Here is a 24895-nt window from a genome sequence, read left to right as displayed (position 1 = left end):
CACCTCGCCTGAGGAGCGATTCACCGTGACCATCACCCAGCCCGACCTCAGCGTCTTCGAGACCCTTGAGTCCGAGGTGCGCAGCTACTGCCGCGGCTGGCCCACGGTCTTCGACCGCGCGCAGGGCAGCCGGATGTACGACGAGGACGGTCATGTGTACCTCGACTTCTTCGCCGGCGCCGGCTCACTCAACTACGGCCATAACAACCCCGTACTCAAACGGGCGTTGATCGACTATCTGGCACGGGACGGGGTGACCCACGGCCTCGACATGTCGACCACGGCCAAGCGGTCCTTCCTGCAGGCCTTCCAGGATCTGGTGCTGCGCCCGCGCGATCTGCCGTACAAGGTCATGTTCCCGGGGCCGACCGGCACCAACGCCGTGGAGTCGGCGCTGAAACTGGCCCGGAAGGTGAAGGGCCGCGAGGCCATCGTCTCGTTCACCAACGCCTTCCACGGGATGTCGCTGGGCTCACTCGCCGTGACCGGCAACGCCTTCAAACGGGCCGGCGCCGGGATCCCGCTGGTGCACGGCACACCGATGCCGTTCGACAACTACTTCGACGGCACGGTCCCGGACTTCCTCTGGTTCGAGCGCCTTCTTGAGGACCAGGGCTCCGGGCTGAACAAGCCCGCCGCCGTGATCGTGGAGACCGTGCAGGGCGAGGGCGGCATCAACGTCGCCCGGCCCGAGTGGCTGCGCGCGCTGAAGGAACTGTGCGAGCGGCAGGACATGCTGCTGATCGTCGACGACATCCAGATGGGCTGCGGCCGTACCGGCGCCTTCTTCTCGTTCGAGGAGGCGGGGATCGCGCCGGACATCGTCACGGTGTCCAAGTCGATCAGCGGGTACGGGCTGCCGATGTCGCTGTGCCTGTTCAAGCCCGAGCTGGACGTCTGGGAGCCGGGCGAGCACAACGGCACCTTCCGGGGCAACAACCCCGCGTTCGTGACCGCCACCGCGGCGCTAGAGACGTACTGGGCGGACGGCTCGGCCATGGAGAAGCAGACCCGCGCCCGGGGTGAGCAGGTCGAACAGGCGCTGATCTCCGTCACCGAGGAGAACCTCGCCGATGTGAAGGAGTACCGCGGCCGCGGTCTGGTGTGGGGCATCGAGTTCCACGACAAGGGCCGGGCCTCACGGATCGCCCAGCGGGCCTTCGAACTCGGGCTGCTCATCGAGACGTCCGGACCTGAGAGCGAGGTCGTCAAGCTGCTGCCCGCCCTCACCATCACCCCCGACGAGCTCGACGAGGGCCTGCGCGTTCTCGCCCGTGCCGTCCGGGAAACCGCCTGAACCGTACTGACCGCACGACCGACCAGGAGGAAGAGCACCACCGTGATCGTCCGATCGTTCAAGGACATCGAAGGCACCGACCGGCACGTCAAGGCGAAGTCCGGCACCTGGGAGAGCAAGCGGATCGTCCTGGCCAAGGAGCGGGTCGGCTTCTCCCTGCACGAGACCATCCTCTATGCCGGGACCGAGACGTCGATGTGGTACGCCAACCACATCGAGGCCGTCGTCTGCACCCAGGGTGAGGCCGAACTCACCGACCGCGAGACCGGGGAGACGTACATCATCACCCCCGGCACCATGTACCTCCTCAACGGCCACGAGCGGCACACACTGCGCGTCAAGGAGGACTTCCACTGCATCTGCGTGTTCAACCCGCCCGTGACCGGTCGGGAGGACCACGACGAGAACGGCGTCTACCCGCTGCTCACCGAGCCCGAGGAGGTGTGAGAACCCATGACCACTGCCGGCGTCACCGATCTCTACCCGACCCGCGGCACCACCGAGGTGACCGTCCCGCGTCAGGACCCGGTCGTCTGGGGTTCCCCGGACACGCCGGGCCCGATCCCCGCGGCCGATCTGCAGGGGTACGACCGTGACGGCTTCCTCGCCATCGAGCAGCTGATCACCCCGGACGAGGTCGAGGTCTACCGGCGCGAGCTGGAACGGCTGGTCACCGACCCGGCGATCCGCGCCGACGACCGCTCCATCGTTGAGCCCAAGTCGAAGGAGATCCGCTCGGTCTTCGAGGTGCACCGGATCAGCGAGGTGTTCGCGAACCTGGTGCGCGATGAGCGGGTGGTCGGCCGGGCCCGGCAGATCCTCGGCTCGGACGTGTACGTCCACCAGTCCCGGATCAACGTCAAGCCGGGCTTCGGGGCGAGCGGCTTCTACTGGCACTCGGACTTCGAGACCTGGCACGCCGAGGACGGCCTGCCCAACATGCGCACGGTGTCCGTCTCCATCGCCCTGACGGAGAACCACGACACCAACGGCGGCCTGATGATCATGCCGGGCTCGCACAAGACGTTCCTGGGCTGCGCCGGTGAGACGCCCCGGGACAACTACAAGAAGTCGCTGCAGATGCAGGACGCGGGCACGCCGTCCGACGAGGCACTGACCTCGCTGGCGGGCGCGCACGGCATCCGGCTGTTCACCGGCAAGGCCGGCTCGGCGACCTGGTTCGACTGCAACTGCATGCACGGCTCCGGCGACAACATCACCCCGTTCCCGCGCAGCAACGTGTTCATCGTGTTCAACAGCGTGGACAACGCCGCCGTGGAGCCCTTCGCGGCTCCGGTGCGGCGACCCGAGTTCATCGGGGCGAGGGACTTCACTCCCGTCCGGTGAGATCGGCCGGGGGCCCGGGGGTCGCCCCCCGGAGAATGCAGCATCGGGGCGAGGGACTTCACTCCCGTCCGCTGAACCCCGTGGGTCTCTGAACCCACGCGCCGCAGGGGCCTCCACCGGCTGGGTGGAGGCCCCTGGCGTGTGCGCGCCGCGGGCCCCTGAGCGGGGTCAGTCGGCCAGGGCGTTCAGCAGGCGGTCCACGTCCGTCCCGGTGTTGTAGAGGTGGAAGGCGGCACGCAGGTTGCCGGCGCGGTCGGAGACCTCGATACCGGCGCGGCTCAACTCCTTCTGACGGGCACCGAGTCCGGGGACGGAGACGATCGCCGAGCCGGGAGCGGGCACCGCCTCGTGGCCGAGCGTGGCGAGTCCGGCGCGGAAGCGGGCGGCGAGGCGCACGGCGTGCTCGTGCACCGCGGACGCCCCGAGCTCCTCCAGCAGTTCGAGGGAGCTGCGCAGTCCGGCGTAGGTGAACAGGGCGTGGGTGAGGTCGAACCGCCGTGCGGAGTGGGCGAGTTCGGCCACCGGGCCGTAGCAGCTGTCCCAGGGCGCCTCGGCCGCGACCCAGCCCGCGAGCAGCGGAGTGAGCCCGCCGAAGTCCTCGGGAACGGTGAGGAAGGCCGCGCCGTGCGGGCCGAGCAGCCACTTGAAGGAGACGGTGGCGGTGAAGTCGTACTGGGACGCGTCCACCGGGAGCCAGCCGACGCACTGGGAGAGGTCGACGTAAGTGCGGGCGCCGTGCTCACGGGCGGCCTCGCGCACCGCGGGCAGGTCGGCGACCCGCCCGTCGGCGGACTGGACGGCGCTGACGGCGACGAGCGCGGTGCCCGGGCGGACGGACTCGGCGATCCGCTCCAGCGGAACCGAGCGCACCTTGAGGTCACCGCGGACGTGGAACGGGTTCAGCACGGAGGTGAAGTCCTCCTCCGCGGTGAGGACTTCTGCGCCCGGGGGCAGCGAGGCGGCGATCACTCCGGTGTGGGCGGCGACCGAAGCGCCCGCCGCGACCCTGGTGGCCGGGACGCCGGCCAGCCGGGCGTACTGCTCCCGGCAGATCTCCACGCCCTCGTAGAGCGGGAGCAGCGGGCGGCCCTCCGCCCGCATCAGGGCCGCCTCGTGCAGGGCGGCGACCGCGCGGGCGGGCAGCAGGCCGTTGCTCGCGGTGTTCAGGTAACTGGTCTTCGGGTGGAACTCGGCGCGGACGAGGCCGTCGAACGTCTCCGTGGTGTCCATGGGACCACTCTGCGGCCCAGGGAACTACCCGTCCATTGCCGATTTTTACGTGGTTCCCCTTAGGGATGCTTATGCAATCGCCCCGGCCTGCGGTTTCAGCCCTGCGGGGGCACCGCGCAGCCGTCGGGTCCGCAGGCGTCCCCATCCTCTTGGCTCCCCTGCTCGACCAGCGTCAGCGCGGAGTGCTCGCCCCAGGCCTGGGTCAGCGCCCGGGTGAAGACCTCGGCGGGCTGGGCGCCGGAGACGCCGTACTGCCGGTCGAGGACGAAGAACGGCACGCCGGTCGCGCCGAGCTGGGCGGCCTCTCGCTCGTCGGCGCGGACCTCGTCGGCGTAGCGGGACGGGTCGGCGAGCACCGCGCGGGCGGCCCCGGCGTCCAGTCCGGCCTCGGCGGCCAGCTCCACCAGTCGCTCGTCACCCTCGGTGAAGACGGACCGCTCCTCGGCGAAGTTCGCCCGGTACAGGAGCTGGATCAGCTCGTCCTGCCGGCCCTGCTCCTTGGCGAAGTGCAGCAGGCGGTGCATGTCGAAGGTGTTGCCGTGGTCGCGGCCCCGGGTGCGGTAGTCCAGGCCCTCGGCGGCGGCCTGGGCGCCCAGGTTGTCCTCGCCGGCCTCGGCCTGCGCCTCGCTCATGCCGTACTTCCTGGTGAGCATGGTGATCACCGGCTGGACGTCACCCTTGGCGCGGCCCGGGTCCAGCTCGAAGGAGCGGTGCACCACCTCGACGTCGTCGCGGTGCGGGAAGGCAGCCAGCGCCTTCTCGAAGCGGGCCTTGCCCACGTAGCACCAGGGGCAGGCGATGTCGCTCCAGATCTCGACGCGCATGTCTTCGGCTCTCCAGGTCGTACGGGCGCGGAGACTCTCTCCGGCCGGTACGTGAACGTTCAAACAAGCGCGTTCATTCCCGGGTACGGCTCACTTGCCGGGCACGGAGAAGCGCAGGGGGACGTGGTGGTCGCCCTCGGCCGGCGGGTTCTCCGGATCCGGGATCCAGCCCTGGCGGGCGTAGAAGCCCTGGGCGCGCAGGTTGTCCGTGTGAACGTCGAGCACCGCCGTGCGCTTGCCATCGGCCCGCCACTCCTCCACGCAGGCCTCGTGCAGGGCCGTACCGATACCGGCGCGCCAGTGGCCGGGGTCGACGTGGAACTGGAACAGCTTGACCCTGTCGGCGGGTGCGCCCTCCGGCGTGCGGAAGGAGGCGATGCCGACGATCCGGCCCCGGGCGACGGCGCACAGCACATGGCCGTCGGGGCGCTCGATGGAGCCGCGCCAGCCCTCGACCCAGTCGAAGTCGGCCTGCGGGAGGCCGTCCGGGTAGTACGTCGAGCGGGCCCGGACATGCAGATCGGCGATGGTCTCGGCTTCGGCGGACAGGGCGGTGCGGATCACCAGGGCGCCGGTCACACGTTCACTGATCATGCAACGGAGGACGTGACGGCGCCGCCTCCGGTTCCTAGGCGGCTGAACTGGGCCCGGTACGCGGTCGGGGTGAGGCCGGTGCGGCGGACCAGGTGGGCGCGGAGTGAGTCGGCGGTGCCGAGACCGCAGGCGGCGGCCACCTGGTCCATGGGCAGGGTGGTGGTCTCCAGCAGTTCCCTGGCCCGTTCGACGCGCTGGTGCAGTAGCCACTGCAGCGGGCTGACCCCGCTCTCGGCGTGGAAGCGCCGGGTGAGGGTGCGTACGGAGACTCCGGCGTGCCGGGCCAGGTCGGTGAGGGTGAGCGGCTTGTCGAGGTTGCGCATGGCCCAGCCGCGGGTGTCGGCGCAGGCGGTACCGCGCTCGGGTGGCAGCGGGGTGTGGGTGAACTGGGTCTGGCCGCCGGGACGGACCGGGGCGACCAGCGCGAGCCGGGCCACCTCGTTGGCGACGGCGGCGCCGTAGTCGGTGCGGATGAGGTGCAGGCACAGGTCGATCCCGGCGGCGTAGCCGGAGGAGGTGACGAACGGGCCGTCCTGGACGTACAGGACGTCTCCTTGCAACTCGACGTGCGGGTAGCGCTTGCGCAGTTCGCCGGCGTGCGCCCAGTACGTCGTGGCCTTGCGGCCGTGGAGCAGGCCCGCCTCGGCGAGTTGGAAGGCCCCGGTGCAGATGGAGGCGATCCGCTTGCCGTCGGCGGCGGCCTCGCGGACGGCGGCCACGATGCGCGGCTCGGGCTCGAACGGCTCCCCGGTCCCCGCGACGACCACCGTGTCGGCCTCCCGCACGGCATCGAGCCCGTTGCGTACATACAGGTCGAGACCGCCGGTGGTGGGGACCGGGCCGGGGTCGGCGGCGCAGACGAGCACCTCGTAGCCGGGCCGGCCCTCCACCACCACCTTGCCGAACAGCATCTCGGGGATCGCCACGTTGAACATCGAGACGGGCGAGGGTGCGATGACGACGACTCGGTGCGGCACGGCCAGAACCTCCGGATCCATGGCATTCAGGCCACTACTCTACGGCCGAGGAGCTCCGCAGTATGGAGACATGTCAACGAACCAGATGCCCGGGGTGGCGCAACTCGCCTCCACCAATGGCGACTTGGAGCCCACGAGGTCCTCCGCCGCGCTCACCCTCACCGCCTCCCTGCTCGGCTTCGCACTGATCTGCCTCGACGCGTCCGTGGTGAACGTGGCCCTGCCGGCGATCGGCACCTCCCTGGGCGGCGGTATGTCCGGGCTCCAGTGGGTGGTGGACGCCTACACGCTGGCCTTCGCGGCTCTGATGCTGTCCACCGGGGCCTTCTCGGACCGGGCCGGGGCGAGCCGGGCGTTCGCGCTCGGCGCCACGGTGTTCACCCTCGCCTCGGCGGCCTGCGGACTGGCGCCGAACCTGCCGGCCCTGATCGGCGCGCGGGTGGTGCAGGGCGTAGCGGCGGCCGTGGTGCTCCCGGCCTCTCTGGCACTGGTGCGGCAGGCGTACCCGGAACCGGTACGGCGGGCCCGCGCCGTGGCCGCCTGGGCGGCGGGCGGTTCGCTGGCGGTGGCGCTCGGCCCGGTGGCGGGCGGTGCGCTGACCACGGCCTGGGACTGGCGCGGGATCTTCTTCGTCAACCTGCCCCTCGGCGCGGCGATCCTGGCGCTGCTGGTCCGCGCCCCGCGCTCGCGCCCTCGCCCGGCACCGCTGGATCTGCCCGGCCAGCTGACGGCGGTGGTGGCCCTGGTGGCCCTGACCTTCGCGGTGATCGAGGGCGGGACGGCGGGCTGGGCGGTGCTGGGGGTGGCCGTCGTCGCGGGCGCCGCGTTCCTGCGCGTCGAGGCACGTCAGCCGCACCCCGTGGTACCCCTCGGGCTCTTCCGCGACCGGACCGTGGCCACCGCGGTCGCGGCGGGGGCCGCGGTCAGCGTCGCCTTCTACAGCATGGTGTTCGTCTTCTCGCTCTTCTTCCAGCGGGTCCAGGGGCGCTCCGCGCTGTTCGCCGGACTCATGTTCCTGCCGATGACGGGCCTGATCGCGGTGACGAACGTGGTGGCGGGCAAGCTCGCGGGGCGGTACGGCCCGCGGCTGCCGATGCTGGTGGGCCAGCCACTGGCCGTCGCCGGTCTGCTCGTGCTGCTGTACGTCGACGCCGGCACGCCCCCGGCCCTGGTGGCCGTGCTGCTGATCCCGCTGGCGCTGGGATGCGCGCTGACGGTGCCGCCGCTCACCGCCGCGATGATGGACGCCGTACCCGCCGAACGGGCGGGCCTGGCGGCCGGGGTGCTCAACTCGGCCCGGCAGGTGGCCGGCGGCCTGGGGATCGCGGTGTTCGGGACACTGATCGCCGACGGTTTCGAGGCCGGTATGCGGTGGAGCCTGGCCGTCAGCGCGGCCCTGCTCACGGTGACCTTCGCCCTCAGCTTCCGTCTCGGAGGTCGGCCGGCCAGGCAGCCGTGAACCGGACGCGATCGTAGGTGACCACGCACCCCTCCCCCAGCGGCGACTGGGTCATGAAGCCGACCAGCGCGGCGCCGGTCTCCTTCTCGTCGCCGAGGGTGAACAGCCGGACGAAGGTCCACCGCTCGCCGTCCCGCGAGGCGTGGAAGGCGAAGGCCCGCCCGGTCCGGCTGATCCGCAGCCACACCGAACTCCCTTCCACGGTGAAGGAGTTGCAGTCGTCGGAGTGCCCCCGGGTGACCACCGTGCAGACGGTGGGCACGTCCGGGGAGTACTCCAGACACAGCTTGGCCCAGGCCCGCTCGCCGACATGGACGTACAGCACGCCCGCGTCGAAGGCCGCGCCGAACCCCACGGTGACCCGCGCGATCAACTGGAAGTCCCCCTCCGGCGCCCCCAGCAGCCGCGGCGCGTCCGAGGCGGGATCCAGGGCTTCCCCGGTGGGCGTGACGAACCGGTCCTGCCGGGGCCCGGCCCACCCGGTCAGTACGCCGTCCTCGTACGACCAGTGGCCATCGGGCCCGTACGTACGGAGGGGGAAGGGAATTTCGGGGAGTTCCACGTCCATGGTCCGATTGTCGCAAGAGAAGATGTGAGCCCCGGCTACCGCTCCAGGACCCCGTTGAACCTCCGAGGAAGCCCCAGCGGATTCTCGTCACGAAGTTCCCTCGGCAACAACGCGGTGGGCGCGTTCTGGTACGCCACCGGCCGCAGCCACCGCTCAATGGCCGTACCGCCCACGGACGTCGACGTGGAGGTCGTCGCCGGGTACGGCCCCCCGTGATGCTGCGCGGGCGCCACCGCAACCCCCGTGGGCCACGCGTTCACGACCACCCGCCCCGCCAGCGGAGTCAGCTCGGCGAGCAGTTCGGGCCCGCGCCCCTCCCCGGCCGCCTCCTCGGCCGACAGCTGAACGGTCGCCGTCAGGTTGCCCGGCAGACGCGACAGAACCGCCGCGGCCTCCCCCGCGGAGGAATAGCGGGCCACGACAGTGACCGGCCCGAAGCACTCCTCCAGCAGCAGGTCGTACTCCCCCTCCTCGGCCAGCTTCTCCGCCGGCACCGAGAGGACCCCCGCGCTGACCGTGTGCTCGCCGCCCGCGCCCGGTGTGACGGGCGAGTCGACCTCCTCCAGACGGGCCCGCTCCCGCACGCCGGCGACGAAGTTGTCCCGCATCCGGTGGTCGAGCAGCACACCCGCCTCGGTGTCGCTGACCGCGTCGGTGAGGGACTTCACCAGCCGGTCGCCGCCCGCGCCGGACGGCACGAGGACCAGACCGGGCTTGACGCAGAACTGTCCGACGCCGAGCGTCATGGACCCGGCGAGCCCGACACCGATCGTCTCGCCGCGCTCGGCGGCGGCGGCCTCCGTCACCAGCACCGGGTTCAGCGACCCCAGCTCGCCGTGGAACGGAATCGGCACCGGACGCGCCGCGGCCGCGTCGAACAGCGCCCGCCCGCCCCGTACCGAACCGGTGAAGCCGGCGGCTGCGACCAGCGGGTGCCTGATCAGCTCGATGCCCGCCTCGAAGCCGTGCACGAGGCCGACGACGCCCTCGGGGATGCCGTGCTCGGCGGCGGCCCGGCGCAGCACCTTGGCGACCAGCTCGGACAGGGCCGGGTGGTCGGGGTGGGCCTTGACCACGACCGGGCAGCCCGCGGCCAGCGCGCTCGCGGTGTCACCGCCGGCGACGGAGAAGGCGAAGGGGAAGTTGGAGGCGGAGTAGACGGCGACGACGCCCAGCGGGACCTTGTAGCGGCGCAGGTCGGGGATGGGCGGGGTCGCGGTGTCATCGGGGTGGTTGACGACGACGTCGAGGAAGGCGCCCTCGTCGACGATGTCGGCGAAGGCCCGCAACTGGTATCCGGTCCGGGCCAGTTCGCCGGTCAGCCGGACCGGGCCGAGGGCGGTCTCGGCGTCGGCGGTCTCGATCAGGCCGTCCCTGGCCGCGTCCAGGCCCGCGGCGGCCGAGCGCAGAAAGGCCGAGCGCACCGCACGGTCGGCGAGGGCGCCGCGCGCGGCGTGCGCCGCCCGGACCGCGGTGTCCACCTCCTGGGCTGTGGCCTCCACCGCAACCTGCTCCCGCTCCTTCCCGGTACGCGGGTCGACACTCCAGACTGGTGCTGCTGCCACCGCGGGTCCCCTCCAAACAAGGCCGCACTAACTGGGTCACCCATCAGCCGCGTTCGATATACTGAACACTGTCTCTGATGATGAATATGCTGCTCGGAGACTACATATCCGGGTCCTCAAATATCCAGGGGCCTCGTCGAACGAAGGGGTCAAGGGCGATGACGGCAGCCGACGCAGGGGGCGGAGCGCAGGTCAAGTCCGCGGTACGGACCGTTGAGCTGCTGGAGTACTTCGCCGGCCGGCCCGGTATGCACTCCCTCGCGGCCGTACAGGAGGCCGTCGGGTACCCCAAGTCCAGCCTGTACATGCTGCTGCGCACGCTCGTGGAGCTGGGCTGGGTCGAGACGGACGCGACCGGCACGCGGTACGGCATCGGGGTGCGGGCGCTGCTGGTCGGTACGTCGTACATCGACGGCGACGAGGTGGTGGCCGCCGCGCGGCCCACCCTGGACCGGCTGTCGGACGACACCACGGAGACCATCCACCTGGCCCGGCTCGACGGCACCAACGTCGTCTATCTGGCCACCCGCCAGTCCCAGCACTATCTGCGCCCCTTCACCCGGGTGGGGCGCAGGCTGCCGGCCCACTCCACCTCGCTCGGCAAGTCGATCCTCGCCACGTACAGCGACGAGCAGGTGCGCAAGCTGCTGCCGGAGACGCTGCCCGCGCTGACCGACAACACCATCACCGACCGGGAGAAGCTCATCGAGGAGCTGCACCTGGTGCGGGAGCAGGGCTTCGCGGTCGACCGCGAGGAGAACACGCTGGGGCTGCGCTGCTTCGGCGTGGCGATCCCGTACCGCACCCCGGCCCGGGACGCGATCAGCTGCTCGGTGCCGGTGGCCCGGCTGACGCCCGCCCATGAACAGATGATCAAGGACGCCCTGTTCGACGCCCGCGACCGGCTGACGCTGGCAACGCGCCGGCTGTAGGCCCGGTACGGAACCACGGGTCACGCCGGGTGCCGTCTCCTCCTCGGCGCCCGGCGTCTCCCCCGTCCGGCGGAGGCGGATCGTCGGTGGGCAGGAAGTGAACTCACGGCTCGGCGCGGGAGCGTTGAGGCATGACGCACTCGACCGCTCTCGCCCCGGCCGGCGCCGGTGTCTCCGCACGGCGCCGGCTGCTGCGCCTCGTGGCCATCGCCGCCTGCCTGCCGTATCTCTCCCTCAAGGTCGCCTGGATCGCCGGGAGTCATGCCGGGATCCCGGACGGGAGCCCGTTGCTGGCGCACCGGGTGACCATGATCGTCGCCAATGGGCTCACCGTGCTGATGGACGCGGCCGTCGTCGTGCTGGCGCTGTTGCTGACCCGTCCGTGGGGGCGGCGGGTGCCCGCCTGGCTGCTGGCCGTACCGATGTGGATCGCCACCGGCCTGCTCGTGCCGATCATGGCTGGATTCCCGGTGCAGTTGGTGCTGGATGCCGTCCATGGGGGCGGCGGGCGCGGGGGCGGGGACAAGCCGTTCCTGGCCGGCTGGGTGTTCGACGTGGTGTACGGCGGGTTCATCGTGCAGGGTCTGGCCCTCGGGACGCTGTTCGCCGCGTACGCCCGTGACCGGTGGGGGCACCTGTGGCGGGGCCGGGTGCGGGAGGTGCCGCGCCGCGGCACCTCGGCCGGCCGGTGGGGACCGGCCGTGACGGTGACGGTGCTCGCGCTGTTCCCGGCCGGCACCAGACTGCTGTGGGCCTGCGGCGGCACGGCGGGTCTGGGCACGGGCCACCCCGGAGGCCGGCTGATGGACGCGCTGATGGCCGTCTCCCTGGCCGCCGCCGTACTCGGCGTCTGGCAGCTGGCGCCCCAACAGGCGACGTTCGCCCCGTCGCGACGCCCGGCACGCCCCCTCGCCGCACCGGCCGAAAGCCCACGGACGCCCGGCCCCTCGGGTACGGCCCCCGGCCGGCACGCCGACAGCACGCACCGGACGCCGCTCCCTGACGGGCAGACGTCGCCTGCCGGGGCATCAGCGCTCCCCCGCACCGGTGCGCTGCCGGTCGCCGTGCCGCTCGCCCTTGCCTGGACCGGCTCCGGCGCGGCCGCCTGCTGGGGTGCCTGGATGGCCCTCGGCGCCCTCGCCACCACGCAGGACGTCGCCGATCGTCCGACACCGATGCTGACTCTCACCTACGCTGGGCAGGTGATCACCGGCTTGCTCGTGGCTGCACTCGCCGCCCGCTTCCTCGCGGACCGATCCGTCAAGGACCCACGGTGCGCGAGGCGTTGAGGCTGCTCTTCGGCGGGCGGGCGCGGCGTCGCTGGGTCCATCTGATCCTGGGCGGGGCGCTCGCCATGCCGTACGTCCTCGTCGGCTCGGTGATCGTCGGACCGCTCACCGGCGTGAACGACGTCTTCCAGTCCCTGCCCCTCCAACTCGGCTCGTTCACCGTCGGGTTGCCGATCGCGACCGTCACCTCGCTGTTCCCGCTGACCCGGCCGCTGGAGTCGGCCGCCGTGCGCGCCCTGTGCGGGATCGACGCGGACTCCCTCGCCCACGGCCCGGCCCGCACCCGCGCCGAACGGGGCCGTACGGCCGCCTGGTTCACGCTGCATCTGGGGTTCGGCGGCATCATCGCCGGGATGTCGCTGGCCGTGCCGCCGTTCGCGGTGATGCTGCTCGTCCTGCCGCTGTTCGCCGGGCTGCGCCACTCACCCCTCGCCCCGCCCGAAGCCCTCGGCCACGGCTGGGTGCTGGCCCTGTCCCCGGTCGCCGGGCTGGCCATGCTGCTCGCGCTCGCCGCGTGTGCCGCGGGCTGCGGGGCGCTGCTGGCCCGCTGGGCGCCGGCGCTGCTCGGGCCCACCCCCGAGGACCGGCTGGCCGCCGCCGAGGCCCGCGCCGCCGACCTCGCCGTACGCAACCGGCTCGCCCGCGAGCTGCACGACTCCGTCGGCCATGCCCTGAGCGCCGTCACCCTGCAGGCGAGCGCGGCCCGCCGGGTCCTCGACAGCGACCCGGAGTTCGTCCGCGAGGCACTCGCCGCCATCGAGGAGACCACCCGGCAAACGGTCGGCGAACTGGACGCCGTGCTGGGCGTGTTGCGGGACGGGGACGCACCGGGCACCGCGCCCGCGCCGAACCTCGCGACCGGCCTGGACGGACTGCTGCGCCGCACCCGGGCCGCCGGGCAGCCCGTGACGGCCACCGTCGCCGCCGACCCCTCCGCGCTGCCCCCGCTGGTCTCCCGGGAGGCCTACCGGATCGTGCAGGAGGGCCTGAGCAACGCCCTGAAGCACGCCGGCACACCGGTCGCGGTCCGTATCGCCGCCGCGGACGGGCATCTGGAGATCACCGTCGAGAACGTCCTGGCCGCCGTCCGGGCGCCGCGGCCCGGCGGCGGGCACGGCCTGCGGGGCGTCGCCGACCGGGTGCGGCTGCTGGGCGGCACGGCGGAGGCCGGCCCGTCGGGGGACGCCTGGCGTCTGTCCGTACGGCTGCCCCTGACCACGCCGATGACGACCGCCCCGCCCGCGGCTCACACACGTCCCCGACCGCTCCCGAAAGGCTCCGCATGACCCAGCCCGCCCTCCGGATCGTCCTCGCCGACGACGAGCGCATGGTCCGCACCGCGCTGCGCGCCATCCTCTGCGCCGAACCGGACCTGGACGTGGTCGGCGAGGCGACGACCGGTGCCGAGGCCGTGTCGGTGGTCCGGGAGCTGCGGCCCGACGTCGTGCTCATGGACGTCCGCATGCCGGAGATCGACGGCATCCGGGCCACGGAACAGATCGTCGGCACCCTGCAGCACCCGCCGCGGATCGTCGTCGTGACCACCTTCGAGAACGACTCCTACGTGTACGACGCCCTGCGCGCCGGCGCCGCCGGCTTCCTGCTGAAGCGGGCCGACGCCGACACCCTGGTGCAGGCGGTACGGCTGGTCGCGCGCACCGACAGCCTGCTGTTCCCGTCGGCCGTACGGTCCCTCGCGGCCGAACACGCGCGCCGGGCCGCCCCGTCCGCGCCCTGGGTGAGCAAGCTCACCGGACGCGAGCGCGACGTGTTGCGGCACATGGCCGACGGACTGACCAACGCCGAGATCGCCCGCCGCCTGGATGTGGGCCCCGCGACCGTGAAGTCGCATGTGGCAGCGGTCCTCGCGAAGACCGGCGCCCGGGACCGCACCCAGGCGGTGATCGCCGCGTACGAGGCCGGTTTCCTGAACGCACGATGAGAAAACGGGGCGTACGGGAACGATCAGGCCCTTCTCGAACGTCTTTCCAGCGGGATGAACAAGACGATCAGGCGGGCGTCCGTCTTCGCGCTGCTGCTCGTGCTCGCTCTGCTGGTCAGGGCGACGTGGGTGCAGTTCTACGACGGCAAGGCCCTCGCGGACGACAACGACAACCGGCGGAACGCGATCAAGACGTACTCGCAGCCGCTCGGGAACATCATCGTGGCCGGAAACGCGGTCACCGGCTCCGCGCGGACGACGAAGGGCGACCTCGCGTACAAGCGGACGTACACGGACGGCAAGCTCTACGCCGCGGTGACGGGCTACGCCTCGCAGGCCTATGCCCCCACCCAGCTGGAGGGCGTCTACAAGGAACTTCTGAACGGCACGGACAACCGGCTGAAGAACGTGATGGACGCGCTCACCGGCAAGCGCTCCGGCCCGGGCAACGTCCTCACCACGATCGACCCGGACGTGCAGAAGGCGGCCTACCGCGCGCTCGGCGACAAGAAGGGCGCGGCCGTCGCGATCGACCCGAAGACCGGCAAGCTCCTCGCGGTGGTGTCGACGCCGTCGTACGACCCGTCCTCGCTCACCGACGCCAACACCGCCGGGAGCGCCTGGAAGCAGCTCAACGCGAACGAGGACAAGCCGCTCACCAACCGCGCGTTGCGCCAGCCGCTGCCGCCGGGTTCGACGTTCAAGCTGGTCGTGGCGGCGGCCGCGCTGGAGAACGGGCTGTACAAGAACGTGGCCGACCCCACCGACAGCCCCGACCCGTACATCATGCCGGGTACGACGCGCCCGCTGGCGAACGAGAACAAGTCGGCGCCGTGCAAGAACGCCCCGATCCGCACGGCCCTGCGGTACTCCTGCAACAACGTCTTCGGCCATATGGCCGTCCAGCTCGGCCAGGACAAGGTGAAGGCCATGGCCGAGAAGTTCGGCTTCAACAACGACCAGCAGGACGTGCCGGTGCGGGCCTACGCCAGCGTGTACCCCTCGGGCATGGACAAGGCGCAGACCGCGCTGTCCGGCATCGGCCAGTTCGACGTCACCGCCACCCCGCTGCAGATGGCCATGGTGTCCGCGGCCATAGCCAACGGCGGCAAGCTGGTCTCGCCGCATATGGTGTCGCAGATCACCGACAGTGGCGGTGATGTGTTGCAGAACTACGACGACAGCACGGGCAGCAAGGAGATCCTCAGCTCCTCCACCGCCGAGCAGCTCCAGTCGGCGATGGAGACGGTGGTCAAGGACGGCACGGGCACGAACGCGCTGATCGACGGGGCCACCGTCGGCGGCAAGACCGGCACCGCCCAGCACGGCGAGAACAACAGCAAGACGCCGTACGCCTGGTTCACGTCCTTCGCCAAGTCCGACAGCAACGGCAAGGAGGTCGCCGTGGCGGTGATGGTGGAACAGTCGGACGCGGCGCGGTCGGAGGTCAGCGGCAACGGCCTGGCGGCACCCGTGGCCAAGGCGATGATGCAGGCGGCACTGAAGTAGGCGGCCTCTCACTTCACCCCGAGAACCTGCTCGACCGGGTCGATCGCGAAGTACACGAGGAACAGCACCGAAACCCCCCACAACAGCCAGTTGACCTCCCGGGCCTTGCCCAGCACCGTCTTGATGAGCACGTAGGACACGAACCCGGCGCCGATGCCATCGGTGATGGAGTACGTGAACGGCATCGCCGCGATGGTCACGAACGCCGGGATGGCGATCTCGTACCGGTCCCAGTCGATGTGCTTGACGTGGGTCATCATCAGGAAGCCGACGGCGATCAGTGCGGGCGCCGCGGCCTGGAGCGGGACGATGGTGAGCAGCGGGGTGAGGAAAAGGGCGAGACCGAACAGGCCGCCGGTGACGAGGTTGGCGAGGCCGGTGCGGGCGCCCTCGCCGACACCGGCCGCGGACTCGATGTAGGCGGTGTTGGAGGAGGCGGAGCCGAGCCCGCCGGCGACGGCCGCGGCGCCGTCGATGAACAGCACACGGCCGATGCCGGGCACCTGCCCCTTCTCGTCCAGCAGCCCGGCCTCCGCGCTGATGCCGACGATCGTGCCCATGGCGTCGAAGAAGTCGGACAGGATCAGGGTGAAGACCAGCAGGACGGCGGTGAGGACGCCGGCCTTGGCGAAGCCGCCGAAGACGCTGAAGTGACCGATCAGCCCGAAGTCCGGTGCGGCGACGATCCTGTCGGGAACCTTGGGCGTGGTCAGGCCCCAGCTCTTGATGTCGGCGACGGCGTTGATGACGATCGCGACGACGGTCATCGTCACGATGCTGATGAGGATCGCGCCCTTCACCTTCCGCGCGAGCAGCGCGATGGTGAGGAGCACGCCGAGGCAGAAGACGAGCACGGGCCAGCCGGTGAGCCGTCCGACGGCGCCCAACTGCACGGGCACGGTGGTGTTCGCGGCGTCGGGGACGCGGCTGACGAATCCGGCGTCGACGAAGCCGATGAACGCGATGAACAGGCCGATGCCGACGCCGATGGCCTGCTTCAGCTGATGCGGGATCGCGTTCATGATCGCTTGCCGGAGCCCGGTGAGCACCAGCAGACAGATGATCAGGCCCTCCAGGACCACCAGGCCCATCGCGTCGGGCCAGCTCATCAGCGGCGCCAGCTGGAAGGCGACGACGGCGTTGAGGCCGAGGCCGGCCGCGATCGCGAGCGGCAGATTGCCGCCGACGCCCATGACGACCGTCATCACACAGGCCACCAACGCCGTGGCGGTGACGAGTTGGCCGGTGTCGAGGGAGTGCCCGTACTTGTCCTTGGCGCTGCCCAGGATGATCGGATTCAGGACAAGGATGTAGGCCATGGTGAAGAACGTGGCGACGCCGCCGCGTATCTCCCGGCCGACCGTGGATCCCCGCTCGGAGATCCTGAAGTACCGGTCCACTGACATGGGTCTCACTCCTCGTCACCTGATGATCGGCGGGCGGATGCTGGCTGGATTGTTCCCCTGTCGAACCCGTTTCAGGTTTTCGGCGTGTTACGGATTCGGGTTCGGTCTGCCATACGTTGTCCGACACCCCGTACGACGGACACAAAAAGATCACTGCTACGCTCCCGGTCTCCGTCCGACGTCTCCGGACGCTCGCATGTCATTCACATGACATCCACAGCCACAGAGTCGCACCGAGAATCGCACTGAGAAGAGGTCACCCCGTGGGCACAGTCGTCGACGACGCCGCCTCCGTGGAATTCCATGCCTTCTTCGAACGGCACTACGCCGAACTCGCCCGCTTGGCCCACCTGTTGACCGGCGAGGCGGACGCCGCCGACGACCTGGCGGCGGATGCGCTGCTGGCGCTGTGGCACCGCTGGGACCGGGTGCGCGCGGCCGACCATCCGGTGGCGTACGCGCGGGGCGTGGTCGCCAATCTGGCCCGCACCCGGATCCGCAGCGCGGTGCGCGAGCGCCGGCGGATCGCGCTGTTCTGGGCGCACCGCGAGGAGAGGACCGAGACCCCGGACGTGGCCGGGGTGGTGGATGTCCAGGAGGCGCTGCGCAGACTGCCGTTCCGCAAACGGGCGTGTGTGGTGCTCCGGCATGCGTTCGACCTCTCGGAGAAGGACACCGCGCTCGCGCTCGGGGTCTCGGTGGGTACGGTTAAGAGCCAGACGTCCAAGGGCATGGCCGAACTGCAGCGGCTGCTAGGCCCCCGGAGCGATGCGCGGCGGGTGCACGCGGCGATGGCGGCCCGGGTCGGCGAGAGCGGAGGAAGGAACCAATGACGCGGCAGGACGTGCACGACGAGCTGCGCGCCCGGCTGCACGAGGCGGCCGAGGCCCACGAACCCGACCGCGCGCGCATCCTGGCCCGCGTGGAACGCGGTATGGCCGCGCCGCCGCCCCGGCCCGGCCATGGGGCCACGCGCCCGCCGGTGCTGGGCTGGGTGCGGGTCGTCGGCGCCACGGCGGCGGTGGCCGGGGTGCTCGCGATCGGCGGGTACGCGGTGGCGTCCGCGGTCCGCGGCGACCAGCCGGCCCAGCAGACGGTCGCGGTCTCCCCGACTCCCGCCTCGTCACCGGCCGCGACGACACCACCGTCGGCGCACACGGCCGCCCCGGCACCCACCACCGGCGCAACGCACCCCTCCCGCACCCCGAGTTCCCCACCGGCCGGGGCACCGCAGAGCTCCGCGCGGCCGCCCGTGGCACACGGCGACCAGGACGGACCGCTGTGGTCGGACGGCTCGGTGGACCCGCACAGCAACGACTTCTGGGCGCAGAGCGATCTGACCCTGAAGACATCGACCCGACTGACCGCGCTCACGGTTCAGTTGAAGGTCGCACAGACCGGCGGGGTCGCCATGGCCGGCGCCTGGCGGTCACTGCCGGAGACGGACTTCACGCAGACCGCCGAGGAGAAGGGCGGTTTCCTCGTCTACATCTGGACGCTCAAGGAGGGCCGTACGGTCCCGGCCGGGCAGTGGGTGTTCGCGGGGCAGTACCAACACGAGCGCGGCGGCCGGGACGCGAAGGACGACAGTTACACGATCACGGGTGCGGCCGGGGGCCGTTCCTACACGGTGACCGGTGACTTCGCCGCCCACGCCGGCTCGAACGGCGGCTCATAGGCTCGGTTCACGGCCGCCCAGGAGGGCTCGATGGCCACCGGCGAGAAGAACTGCCAGAGGCCGGGGCCCCGCGAAAGCAACCGAAACTTTCGGCCGCCCCAGTCGCCCGCACACCGATTGACGCGCTGTCCCCCGCTGGCCACACTCCGAGAGCACAGATCGCACAGCACTCAACAGAACCCCTCACGATCCCTCAGGACTGCCAATGCGTCTGAGAATCCTGCTGGCTCCCGTGTTCGCCCTCCTCCTCACCCTGCTGGCCGCCCAGCCGGGCTCCGCGCACGCGTCGCATGCCCCACGCACCAAGTACGCCGGCTATCTCTTCGTCTACTTCACCGGCGAGGGCACGGCCGACGGCGAGCAGATCCACTTCGCCCTCAGCCGGGGCGACGACCCACTGCACTGGCGTGAGTTGAACGGGGGCAAGCCGGTGCTGACGTCGACCATCGGCGAGAAGGGGCTGCGCGACCCGTTCGTGATCCGCTCCCCCAAGGGCGACAGGTTCTATCTCATCGCCACTGACCTGCGTATGTACCAGAACAGCAGCGGCAGCTGGGACTACGTGCAGCGGCACGGCAGCAAGTCCGTCATGATCTGGGAGTCCACCGACCTGGTGCACTGGACCGACCAGCGGCTGGTGAGGGTGGCTCCGGACGACGCGGGCAACGCCTGGGCGCCGGAGGCCTATTGGGACGGCCGGCTGCACGAGTACGTCGTCTTCTGGGCGTCCAAGCTGTACGCGGCCGACGACCCCGGCCACACCGGCTCGACGTACAACCGCATGCTGTACGCGACCACGAAGGACTTCCGCACGTTCAGCGCGCCGAAGGTCTGGGACGACCCCGGCTACTCGGTGATCGACTCGACGGTCATCGAGGACAAGGGGACGTACTACCGCTTCACCAAGGACGAGCGGGATCCGAGCTCCAGCTCCCCGTGCTCGAAGTTCATCACCGAGGAGAAGGCGCGGGACCTGACGGCCACGAAGTACGGCTTCGTCGCCGACTGCGTCGGCAGCGGTGCCATCCAGCGCGGCGAGGGCCCGACCGTCTTCCGGTCCAACACGGAGAAGAAGTGGTACCTGTTCATCGACGAGTACGGCCTGCGCGGCTACGTCCCCTTCGAGACCACGGACCTCGCCTCGGGCAGGTGGACGCCGTCCACGGACTACTCGCTGCCCGCCAGCCCCCGCCACGGCACGGTGCTGCCGGTGACGGGGGCCGAGTACGAGCGCCTGCTCAGGACCTACGGATGACGGTCGGGCCCCGCCGGGTCGTCAGGAGACGAAGTACATCGGGTTCGGGATCTTGTACGTGCGGTCGGCATGGCCGCCGTCGAGGTCCGAGTACTGGTCGCCGAAGTTGGCGATGATCTCGTACCCGAGGTCGTCCTCGATGTGCTTGCGGGTGCCGGACTTGTACTGGACGGTCGTGCAGTTCCAGGTGCCCGGGGTGGCGCAGTCGCTCAGGTAGGCCGGCGGGTTGGCCTTGTCCTTGAGGAACATGTGGTCGGCGTCGAGGTTCACATCGGCGCCGACCTTCCTCAGGTTGGCGACGGCGGCGGCGCGCTGCGCCTCCGACAGGCCCGAGTTGTAGAAGACCTCGACGCCCTTGGACTCGGCGTACCGCACCAGCTCGGGGCTGCCGAAGACGGCCGGCCGGTCGGCGCGGTTCACGTAGTCGTTCCACGTGGTGGGGTTGAACGTGTAGTTGTAGCGCTTCTCGTAGTCGAGGCTGAGCAGCAGCGTGTCGTCGATGTCGAACATGACGGCCGGCTTCTCGCCGTGGCGGTGCGCCTTGCGGGCCGCCTTGTCGATGTACCGCTCGGCGCCGGTGTCGAGCTGCGCCAGGTCCTTGGCGTACGGGCTGTCCGGGGACGCCTGGTAGACGCCGTTGCTGTCGGCGGTCGTGCCGTAGTAGGTGTCGATGTCCTTCACCAACTGCCCCATGTTGTAGGGCTCGTGGGTGGAGTTCGCCGTCGACTGCCCGGCGGTGGCCACGCCCGCGCTGTACAGCGCAACGCCGGCAAGAGCACAGGCGGCACCGGCGGCGATGACTCTGTGGGACTTCCGCATGGATTCTCCGGATCTGGTGGATGAGAGTGATGTACCAGGTCAGAGACTGTCTACGCGCATAACACCGGTGCCTGCGAGTGCTGTTATCCGATCGATACGCTTTTTGCCGCCGGCGGTCAGTTCATCGTCGCGCCGATCGTCGAGCTTCCCGTTGTCAGGAACGTCGTGGCAGGCAGGGAGCCGTCCGGCTTGCGGGCGTTGTACGTCGTGGTCGCGTCCGTGGAGATGAAGGACGGGGTGGAGACACCGGAGTCCCATTGCCGAAGCGGACGCGCGGAGCGCGCTCCAGCACGTTCCGGTACAGGTTGTGGTGCAGGGTGACCCTGAGGTGCCCTCGGTCGACGGCGTCCGTGGACGCGCCGTCGCTGTTGCCGATGAGCGTCGTCTTGTCGTGGTCCTCGAAGATGTTCCAGGACGCGGTGATGAGGTCGGCGCCCTTGACGATGTCCAGCTCGCCGTCGTGCTGCTCGTAGATCCGGCCGTAGTAGGACGTCTCGTCCAGGCGGAGCCGCGGATCGAGGGCTATGTCGGGGGCGACTCAGCCCGCGTACGGGTCCGGCACCTTGCCGGGCCGGGCGAGGAACTCGAAGTCGCAGCCGGTGTCGGCCTGGGTGATCTGCCCGTTGTAGAGGACGCCGTAGCCACGCTCGTGCCGGGCGGACGGGGGGGTCCACCGGGACCTGCGCCGGGCCAGCTCCGCGTCGTCCACATGGAGATGGAGACTGCGGGCGTCGACGTCCAGGGTGATGAGATCCCCGGTCCGGACGAGCGCCAGCGGACCGCCGATGTACGACTCCGGGGCCACGTGCAGCACACAGGTGCCGTAACTCGTGCCGCTCATCCGGGCGTCGGAGATCCGGACCATGTCCCGCACGCCCTGCTTCAGCAGGTGGTCCGGGATGGGGAGCATGCCGTACTCGGGCATGCCGGGGCCGCCCTTGGGCCCGGCGCCCCGCAGCACCAGCACGCTGTCGGCGGTGATGCCGAGCGCGGGGTCGTTGATGGTGCGCTGCATGGTCCTGTAGTCGTCGAAGACGACGGCCGGGCCGGTGTGCTTGAGCAGGTGGGGCTCGGCGGCGATGTGCTTGATGACCGCGCCGTCCGGGCAGAGGTTGCCGCGCAGCACCGCGACCCCGCCCTCGCTCGCGACCGGGTTGTCGCGGGGGCGGATGACGTCGTCGTCGTGCACCCGCGCGCCGTCCAGCTGCTCGCGCAGGGTGTCGTAGGACACCGTCGGCCGGTCCAGATGGAGCAGGTCGGTGATCCGGGACAGGAAGCCGGGCAGGCCGCCCGCGAAGTGGAAGTCCTCCATCAGGTACCGCTGTCCGCCGGGGCGGACGTTGGCGAGGACGGGCACGGTCCGGGCGATGCGGTCGAAGTCGTCCAGGGTGAGCCGCACGCCGGCACGGCCGGCCATGGCGATCAGATGGATCACGGCGTTGGTGGAGCCGCCGAGGCCGAGGACGGTGGTGACGGCGTCCGTGAAGGCCTCGCGGGTGAGGATCTCACTCAACTTCCGTTCCTGGTGGACCAGTTCGACAATCGTCAGGCCCGCCCGAGCCGCCATTCGCTCGTGTCCCGAGTCGACCGCCGGGATGCTGGACGCGCCCGGCACCGTCACCCCGAGCGCTTCGGCGGCGGCCGTCAGCGTGGACGCCGTACCCATGGTCATGCAGTGGCCGGGCGAGCGGGCCAGGCCACTCTCCAGCTCGGCCATCTCGCAGTCGCCGACGAGGCCCGCGCGCTTGTCGTCCCAGTACTTCCACATGTCGGTGCCGGAGCCGAGCGCCTCGCCGCGCCAGTGGCCCGGCAGCATGGGCCCGGCCGGCACGAAGACGGCGGGCAGGTCCACGGAGGCGGCGCCCATGAGCAGCGCCGGGGTCGACTTGTCGCAGCCGCCCATCAGCACCGCGCCGTCGACCGGATAGGACCGCAGCAGCTCCTCGGTCTCCATCGCGAGCAGGTTGCGATAGAGCATCGGGGTCGGCTTCTGGAAGGTCTCGCTGAGGGTGGAGACCGGGAACTCCAGCGGGAAGCCGCCCGCCTGCCACACCCCGCGCTTCACGGCCTGGGCGCGGTCGCGCAGATGGACATGGCAGGGGTTGATGTCGGACCAGGTGTTGAGGATCGCGACGACCGGCTTGCCGAGGTGCTCCTCGGGGAGATAGCCGAGCTGGCGGGTGCGGGCGCGGTGGCTGAAGGAGCGCAGGCCGTCGGTGCCGTACCACTGGTGGCTTCTGAGTTCCTCCGGGCGCTTCATATCGACCATCCGGTGGCAATGGCGGCGACCTCGGCGCGTTCGTCCTCGGGCAGCAGCCGGCTCGGCGGGCGGACGTCGCGGCGGCACAGGCCGAGCGCGGCGAGCGCTTCCTTGACGACGGTGACGTTGTTGGCTGAGCCGTGGGCGGCACGGAGTTCCTCGAAGCGGCGGATCTGCTCCCAGACCTTCATGGCGGCCGGGTAGTCGCCGGATCGAAGCGCTTCCATCATGTTCAGCGAAACGGCCGGGGCGACGTTCACGAGACCGGAGGTGAAGCCGGTGGCGCCCGCCGAGAAGTGGGACGGGGCGTACGGCTCGGCGAGACCGGCGACCCAGACGAGGCGGTCGAGGCCGGCGTCGCGGGCGAAGGCGGCGAAGCGGGCGGCGTCGGGGACGGCGTATTTGACCCCGATGACGTTCGGGCAGTGGTCGGCGAGTTCGGCGAGCCGCGCGCCGGACAGCCGGTCGCTGCGGATGTAGGGCACCACGCCCAGCTCGGGCACGGACTCGGCGATGGCACGGTGGTAGTCGACCCAGCCGGCCGCCGAGACGTACGGGTGCACAGGCTGGTGGACCATGACCATCGGGGCGCCGAGATCGCGGGCGTGCCGGGCGGAGGCGATGGCGGTGGGCAGGTCGTGACCGACGCCGACGAGGATCACCGAGCGGTCACCGGCCTCGTCGATCGTCAACTCGGTGACCAGGAGGCGCTCTTCGGGGGTGAGCGTGTAGAACTCGCCGGTGTTGCCGTTCGGGGTGAGGGTCCGGATCCCGCCGTCGAGCAGGCGACGCAGCAGGGCCCGGTGGGCGCCGGTGTCGACGGAGCCGTCCGCGGCGAAGGGCGTCACCGGGATGGCCACCACGTCGGCCAGGGCCGCCCGTTGGGTCTCGAACGTCACGCCGCTCATCGATGGCCTTTCTCTGCCTGGGGGACTGCGTCCTCGGGGTCCTCGCGGTCCTCGGGGTCCTCGGTGGCCGAGGGAAAAGCCCGCTGTACGAAGGACGCGATATGGGCGTGCAGGGCGAGGGCGGCACCGTCGGCGGCGCCGTCGAGTGCGAGCCGCAGGATCTCCCGGTGCTCGGCGGCCTCCCGCTCCCAGGAGGGGTCGGCGGCCCAGGCGACGGCGGAGACCAGGGCGGCCTGGTCACGGACCTCGTCGAGCATCCGGCCGAGCAGCGGGTTGCCGCAGGGCAGATACAGGGCGCGGTGGAACTCCCGGTTGGCGAGGGAGCGTTCGGCGGTGTCGGTGGCGGCGTCGGCCCGGGTCAGCGCGTCGCGCGCGTCAGCCAGGGACGCGCCTCGCCTGACGGTCCTTCTCAGCGCCTCGGGCTCCAGCAGCAGCCGTACGTCGTAGACCTCGCGTGCCATGTCTGCGTCCACCATGCGCACCGTGACGCCCTTGTACTGGCTCATCACGACGAGTCCGGTCCCTGCGAGGGTCTTCAGCGCCTCCCGCACCGGGGTCTTGGACACCCCGAACAGCGCGGCCAGCTCCGTCTCGACCAGGGCCTGACCGGGCGTCAACTGCCCGGTCAGGATCCGGTGTTTGATCGCGTCGAGCACGAACTGTGTGCGGGACGGGATCGGAATGGGCACAGAGGTCATGCGGCCCTCTCGGATCTCATATCGCGTCTCATATATGACGTACGAAGTACGACGCGACGAAAGTAGGAGGGGGCCTGCCATTCGTCAATGCTTCTGACAAAGGGAGTGAGCTTCGGGCAGCGGGAGTCGGGGCTCCCCAGACCGCGAGGGTGAGCGGCAGGCCCGGGAAAGTACGAGGGTCCGTGCGTGTCGGGTGCCCGGTACCGGGGTGTACTGGGCCGCGTAGAGGGCAGCTCGTCCACGACGAGCAGCGGTGCGGGTACGGCGTCCGGGGCGGCGCGGACGGCCGGGGTGTGGCGCACGCTGACCTCGCGTACGGGCTCGGTGTCCTCGGTGCC

The 24895-nt window shown here is 70.8% G+C and carries 22 protein-coding genes and 3 pseudogenes; 12 read left to right on the top strand and 13 right to left on the bottom strand.

The genetic code is table 11. The features are described from left to right. The first annotated feature begins 25 nt into the window (after window positions 1–25). From ectB to thpD, 3 genes are read left to right on the top strand one after another with little or no spacing between them, the layout of a single operon-like run. Window positions 26–1297, top strand: coding sequence for a diaminobutyrate--2-oxoglutarate transaminase (gene ectB, locus AV521_RS29735; RefSeq protein ID WP_076092561.1), 1272 nt, complete (start codon window positions 26–28; stop codon window positions 1295–1297). Between the two features lie 42 nt (window positions 1298–1339). Beyond that, window positions 1340–1744 (top strand): ectoine synthase, encoded by a 405-nt coding sequence (locus AV521_RS29730; RefSeq protein WP_023551675.1) that lies wholly within the window; start codon window positions 1340–1342, stop codon window positions 1742–1744. 6 nt (window positions 1745–1750) lie between these two features. After that, a complete protein-coding gene (thpD, locus tag AV521_RS29725) occupies window positions 1751–2644 on the top strand; it encodes an ectoine hydroxylase (RefSeq protein ID WP_076092559.1) in 894 nt (297 codons plus the stop codon). Window positions 2645–2812: 168 nt separating this feature from the next. Here thpD and AV521_RS29720 read toward each other — a convergent pair whose 3' ends face one another. The 4 genes from AV521_RS29720 to AV521_RS29705 all read right to left on the bottom strand — a co-directional run bounded on the left by AV521_RS29720 (window position 2813) and on the right by AV521_RS29705 (window position 6290). Further along, window positions 2813–3874 carry an aminotransferase class V-fold PLP-dependent enzyme gene (locus AV521_RS29720; RefSeq protein WP_076092557.1) on the bottom strand — a complete coding sequence of 354 codons (1062 nt, stop codon included), beginning with the start codon at window positions 3872–3874 and terminating at the stop codon, window positions 2813–2815. A 95-nt stretch (window positions 3875–3969) separates the two neighbouring features. Next, window positions 3970–4698, bottom strand: a complete 729-nt coding sequence (locus AV521_RS29715; protein ID WP_076092555.1) for a DsbA family oxidoreductase — start codon at window positions 4696–4698, stop codon at window positions 3970–3972. Window positions 4699–4788: 90 nt separating this feature from the next. Beyond that, window positions 4789–5292 carry a GNAT family N-acetyltransferase gene (locus tag AV521_RS29710; RefSeq protein ID WP_179023467.1) on the bottom strand — a complete coding sequence of 168 codons (504 nt, stop codon included), beginning with the start codon at window positions 5290–5292 and terminating at the stop codon, window positions 4789–4791. Continuing rightward, the gene (locus tag AV521_RS29705) at window positions 5289–6290 is read right to left on the bottom strand and encodes a GlxA family transcriptional regulator (protein WP_076092553.1); all 1002 of its coding nucleotides are present in this window, start codon (window positions 6288–6290) and stop codon (window positions 5289–5291) included. Before AV521_RS29705 ends, AV521_RS29710 begins: the two co-directional genes overlap by 4 nt. 49 nt (window positions 6291–6339) lie before the next feature. Here AV521_RS29705 and AV521_RS29700 point away from each other — a divergent pair, with 49 nt between their 5' ends. Continuing rightward, a complete protein-coding gene (locus AV521_RS29700; RefSeq protein WP_076092551.1) occupies window positions 6340–7728 on the top strand; it encodes an MFS transporter in 1389 nt (462 codons plus the stop codon). On the opposite strand, the gene AV521_RS29695 is transcribed toward AV521_RS29700, so the two are convergent. After that, on the bottom strand, window positions 7688–8296 hold the full coding sequence (locus tag AV521_RS29695; protein ID WP_076092549.1) for a DUF1349 domain-containing protein: 609 nt from the start codon (window positions 8294–8296) through the stop codon (window positions 7688–7690). The two genes, AV521_RS29700 and AV521_RS29695, sit on opposite strands and share 41 nt — an antisense overlap. A gap of 35 nt (window positions 8297–8331) precedes the next feature. Continuing rightward, window positions 8332–9861 (bottom strand): aldehyde dehydrogenase (NADP(+)), encoded by a 1530-nt coding sequence (locus AV521_RS29690; RefSeq protein WP_076092547.1) that lies wholly within the window; start codon window positions 9859–9861, stop codon window positions 8332–8334. Between the two features lie 158 nt (window positions 9862–10019). Here AV521_RS29690 and AV521_RS29685 point away from each other — a divergent pair, with 158 nt between their 5' ends. The 5 genes from AV521_RS29685 (at window position 10020) to AV521_RS29665 (ending at window position 15533) form a co-directional block, all read left to right on the top strand. Continuing rightward, a complete protein-coding gene (locus AV521_RS29685) occupies window positions 10020–10793 on the top strand; it encodes an IclR family transcriptional regulator (RefSeq protein ID WP_076092545.1) in 774 nt (257 codons plus the stop codon). A gap of 131 nt (window positions 10794–10924) precedes the next feature. After that, window positions 10925–12082, top strand: coding sequence for a hypothetical protein (locus tag AV521_RS29680; RefSeq protein ID WP_076092543.1), 1158 nt, complete (start codon window positions 10925–10927; stop codon window positions 12080–12082). After that, window positions 12067–13368 (top strand): sensor histidine kinase, encoded by a 1302-nt coding sequence (locus AV521_RS29675; protein ID WP_079249456.1) that lies wholly within the window; start codon window positions 12067–12069, stop codon window positions 13366–13368. The genes AV521_RS29680 and AV521_RS29675 overlap by 16 nt, the downstream gene beginning before the upstream one ends. Further along, window positions 13365–14024 (top strand): response regulator transcription factor, encoded by a 660-nt coding sequence (locus tag AV521_RS29670; protein WP_076092541.1) that lies wholly within the window; start codon window positions 13365–13367, stop codon window positions 14022–14024. The genes AV521_RS29675 and AV521_RS29670 overlap by 4 nt, the downstream gene beginning before the upstream one ends. Before the next feature lie 54 nt (window positions 14025–14078). Beyond that, window positions 14079–15533, top strand: a complete 1455-nt coding sequence (locus tag AV521_RS29665; RefSeq protein WP_076092539.1) for a penicillin-binding protein 2 — start codon at window positions 14079–14081, stop codon at window positions 15531–15533. Window positions 15534–15541: 8 nt separating this feature from the next. On the opposite strand, the gene AV521_RS29660 is transcribed toward AV521_RS29665, so the two are convergent. Beyond that, complete coding sequence (locus AV521_RS29660) at window positions 15542–16939, bottom strand: NCS2 family permease (RefSeq protein ID WP_076092537.1); 1398 nt, start codon at window positions 16937–16939, stop codon at window positions 15542–15544. Between the two features lie 263 nt (window positions 16940–17202). On the opposite strand from AV521_RS29660, the gene AV521_RS29655 reads away from it, so the two are divergent. From AV521_RS29655 to AV521_RS29645, 3 genes and pseudogenes are all read left to right on the top strand, one after another. Next, window positions 17203–17772 carry a SigE family RNA polymerase sigma factor gene (locus AV521_RS29655; RefSeq protein ID WP_076092535.1) on the top strand — a complete coding sequence of 190 codons (570 nt, stop codon included), beginning with the start codon at window positions 17203–17205 and terminating at the stop codon, window positions 17770–17772. Then, window positions 17769–18617: a hypothetical protein gene (locus AV521_RS29650; protein WP_076092533.1), complete on the top strand. Its 849-nt coding sequence runs from the start codon at window positions 17769–17771 to the stop codon at window positions 18615–18617. Before AV521_RS29655 ends, AV521_RS29650 begins: the two co-directional genes overlap by 4 nt. Before the next feature lie 205 nt (window positions 18618–18822). Continuing rightward, window positions 18823–19866: pseudogene (locus AV521_RS29645) on the top strand (glycoside hydrolase family 43 protein); the annotation flags it as partial. A 27-nt stretch (window positions 19867–19893) separates the two neighbouring features. Here the strand turns inward: AV521_RS29645 and AV521_RS29640 are convergent. From AV521_RS29640 to AV521_RS29620, 6 genes and pseudogenes are all read right to left on the bottom strand, one after another. After that, the gene (locus tag AV521_RS29640) at window positions 19894–20691 is read right to left on the bottom strand and encodes an HAD family acid phosphatase (RefSeq protein WP_076092531.1); all 798 of its coding nucleotides are present in this window, start codon (window positions 20689–20691) and stop codon (window positions 19894–19896) included. 116 nt (window positions 20692–20807) lie between these two features. Beyond that, a pseudogene (locus AV521_RS51195) lies at window positions 20808–20948 on the bottom strand (pectate lyase); the annotation flags it as partial. A 2-nt stretch (window positions 20949–20950) separates the two neighbouring features. Next, window positions 20951–21181, bottom strand: a pseudogene (locus AV521_RS29635) (pectate lyase); the annotation flags it as partial. A gap of 48 nt (window positions 21182–21229) precedes the next feature. After that, the gene (gene araD / locus AV521_RS29630) at window positions 21230–22960 is read right to left on the bottom strand and encodes an L-arabinonate dehydratase (protein WP_076092529.1); all 1731 of its coding nucleotides are present in this window, start codon (window positions 22958–22960) and stop codon (window positions 21230–21232) included. Next, a complete protein-coding gene (locus tag AV521_RS29625; RefSeq protein WP_076092527.1) occupies window positions 22948–23859 on the bottom strand; it encodes a dihydrodipicolinate synthase family protein in 912 nt (303 codons plus the stop codon). The genes araD and AV521_RS29625 overlap by 13 nt, the downstream gene beginning before the upstream one ends. Continuing rightward, the gene (locus AV521_RS29620) at window positions 23856–24557 is read right to left on the bottom strand and encodes a GntR family transcriptional regulator (protein ID WP_076092525.1); all 702 of its coding nucleotides are present in this window, start codon (window positions 24555–24557) and stop codon (window positions 23856–23858) included. The genes AV521_RS29625 and AV521_RS29620 overlap by 4 nt, the downstream gene beginning before the upstream one ends. Window positions 24558–24895 lie beyond the last annotated feature (338 nt).

The sequence above is a fragment of the Streptomyces sp. IMTB 2501 genome (assembly GCF_001953885.1).
Taxonomy (GTDB): domain Bacteria; phylum Actinomycetota; class Actinomycetes; order Streptomycetales; family Streptomycetaceae; genus Streptomyces.
This window is presented reverse-complemented; position numbering and strand designations above follow the sequence as displayed.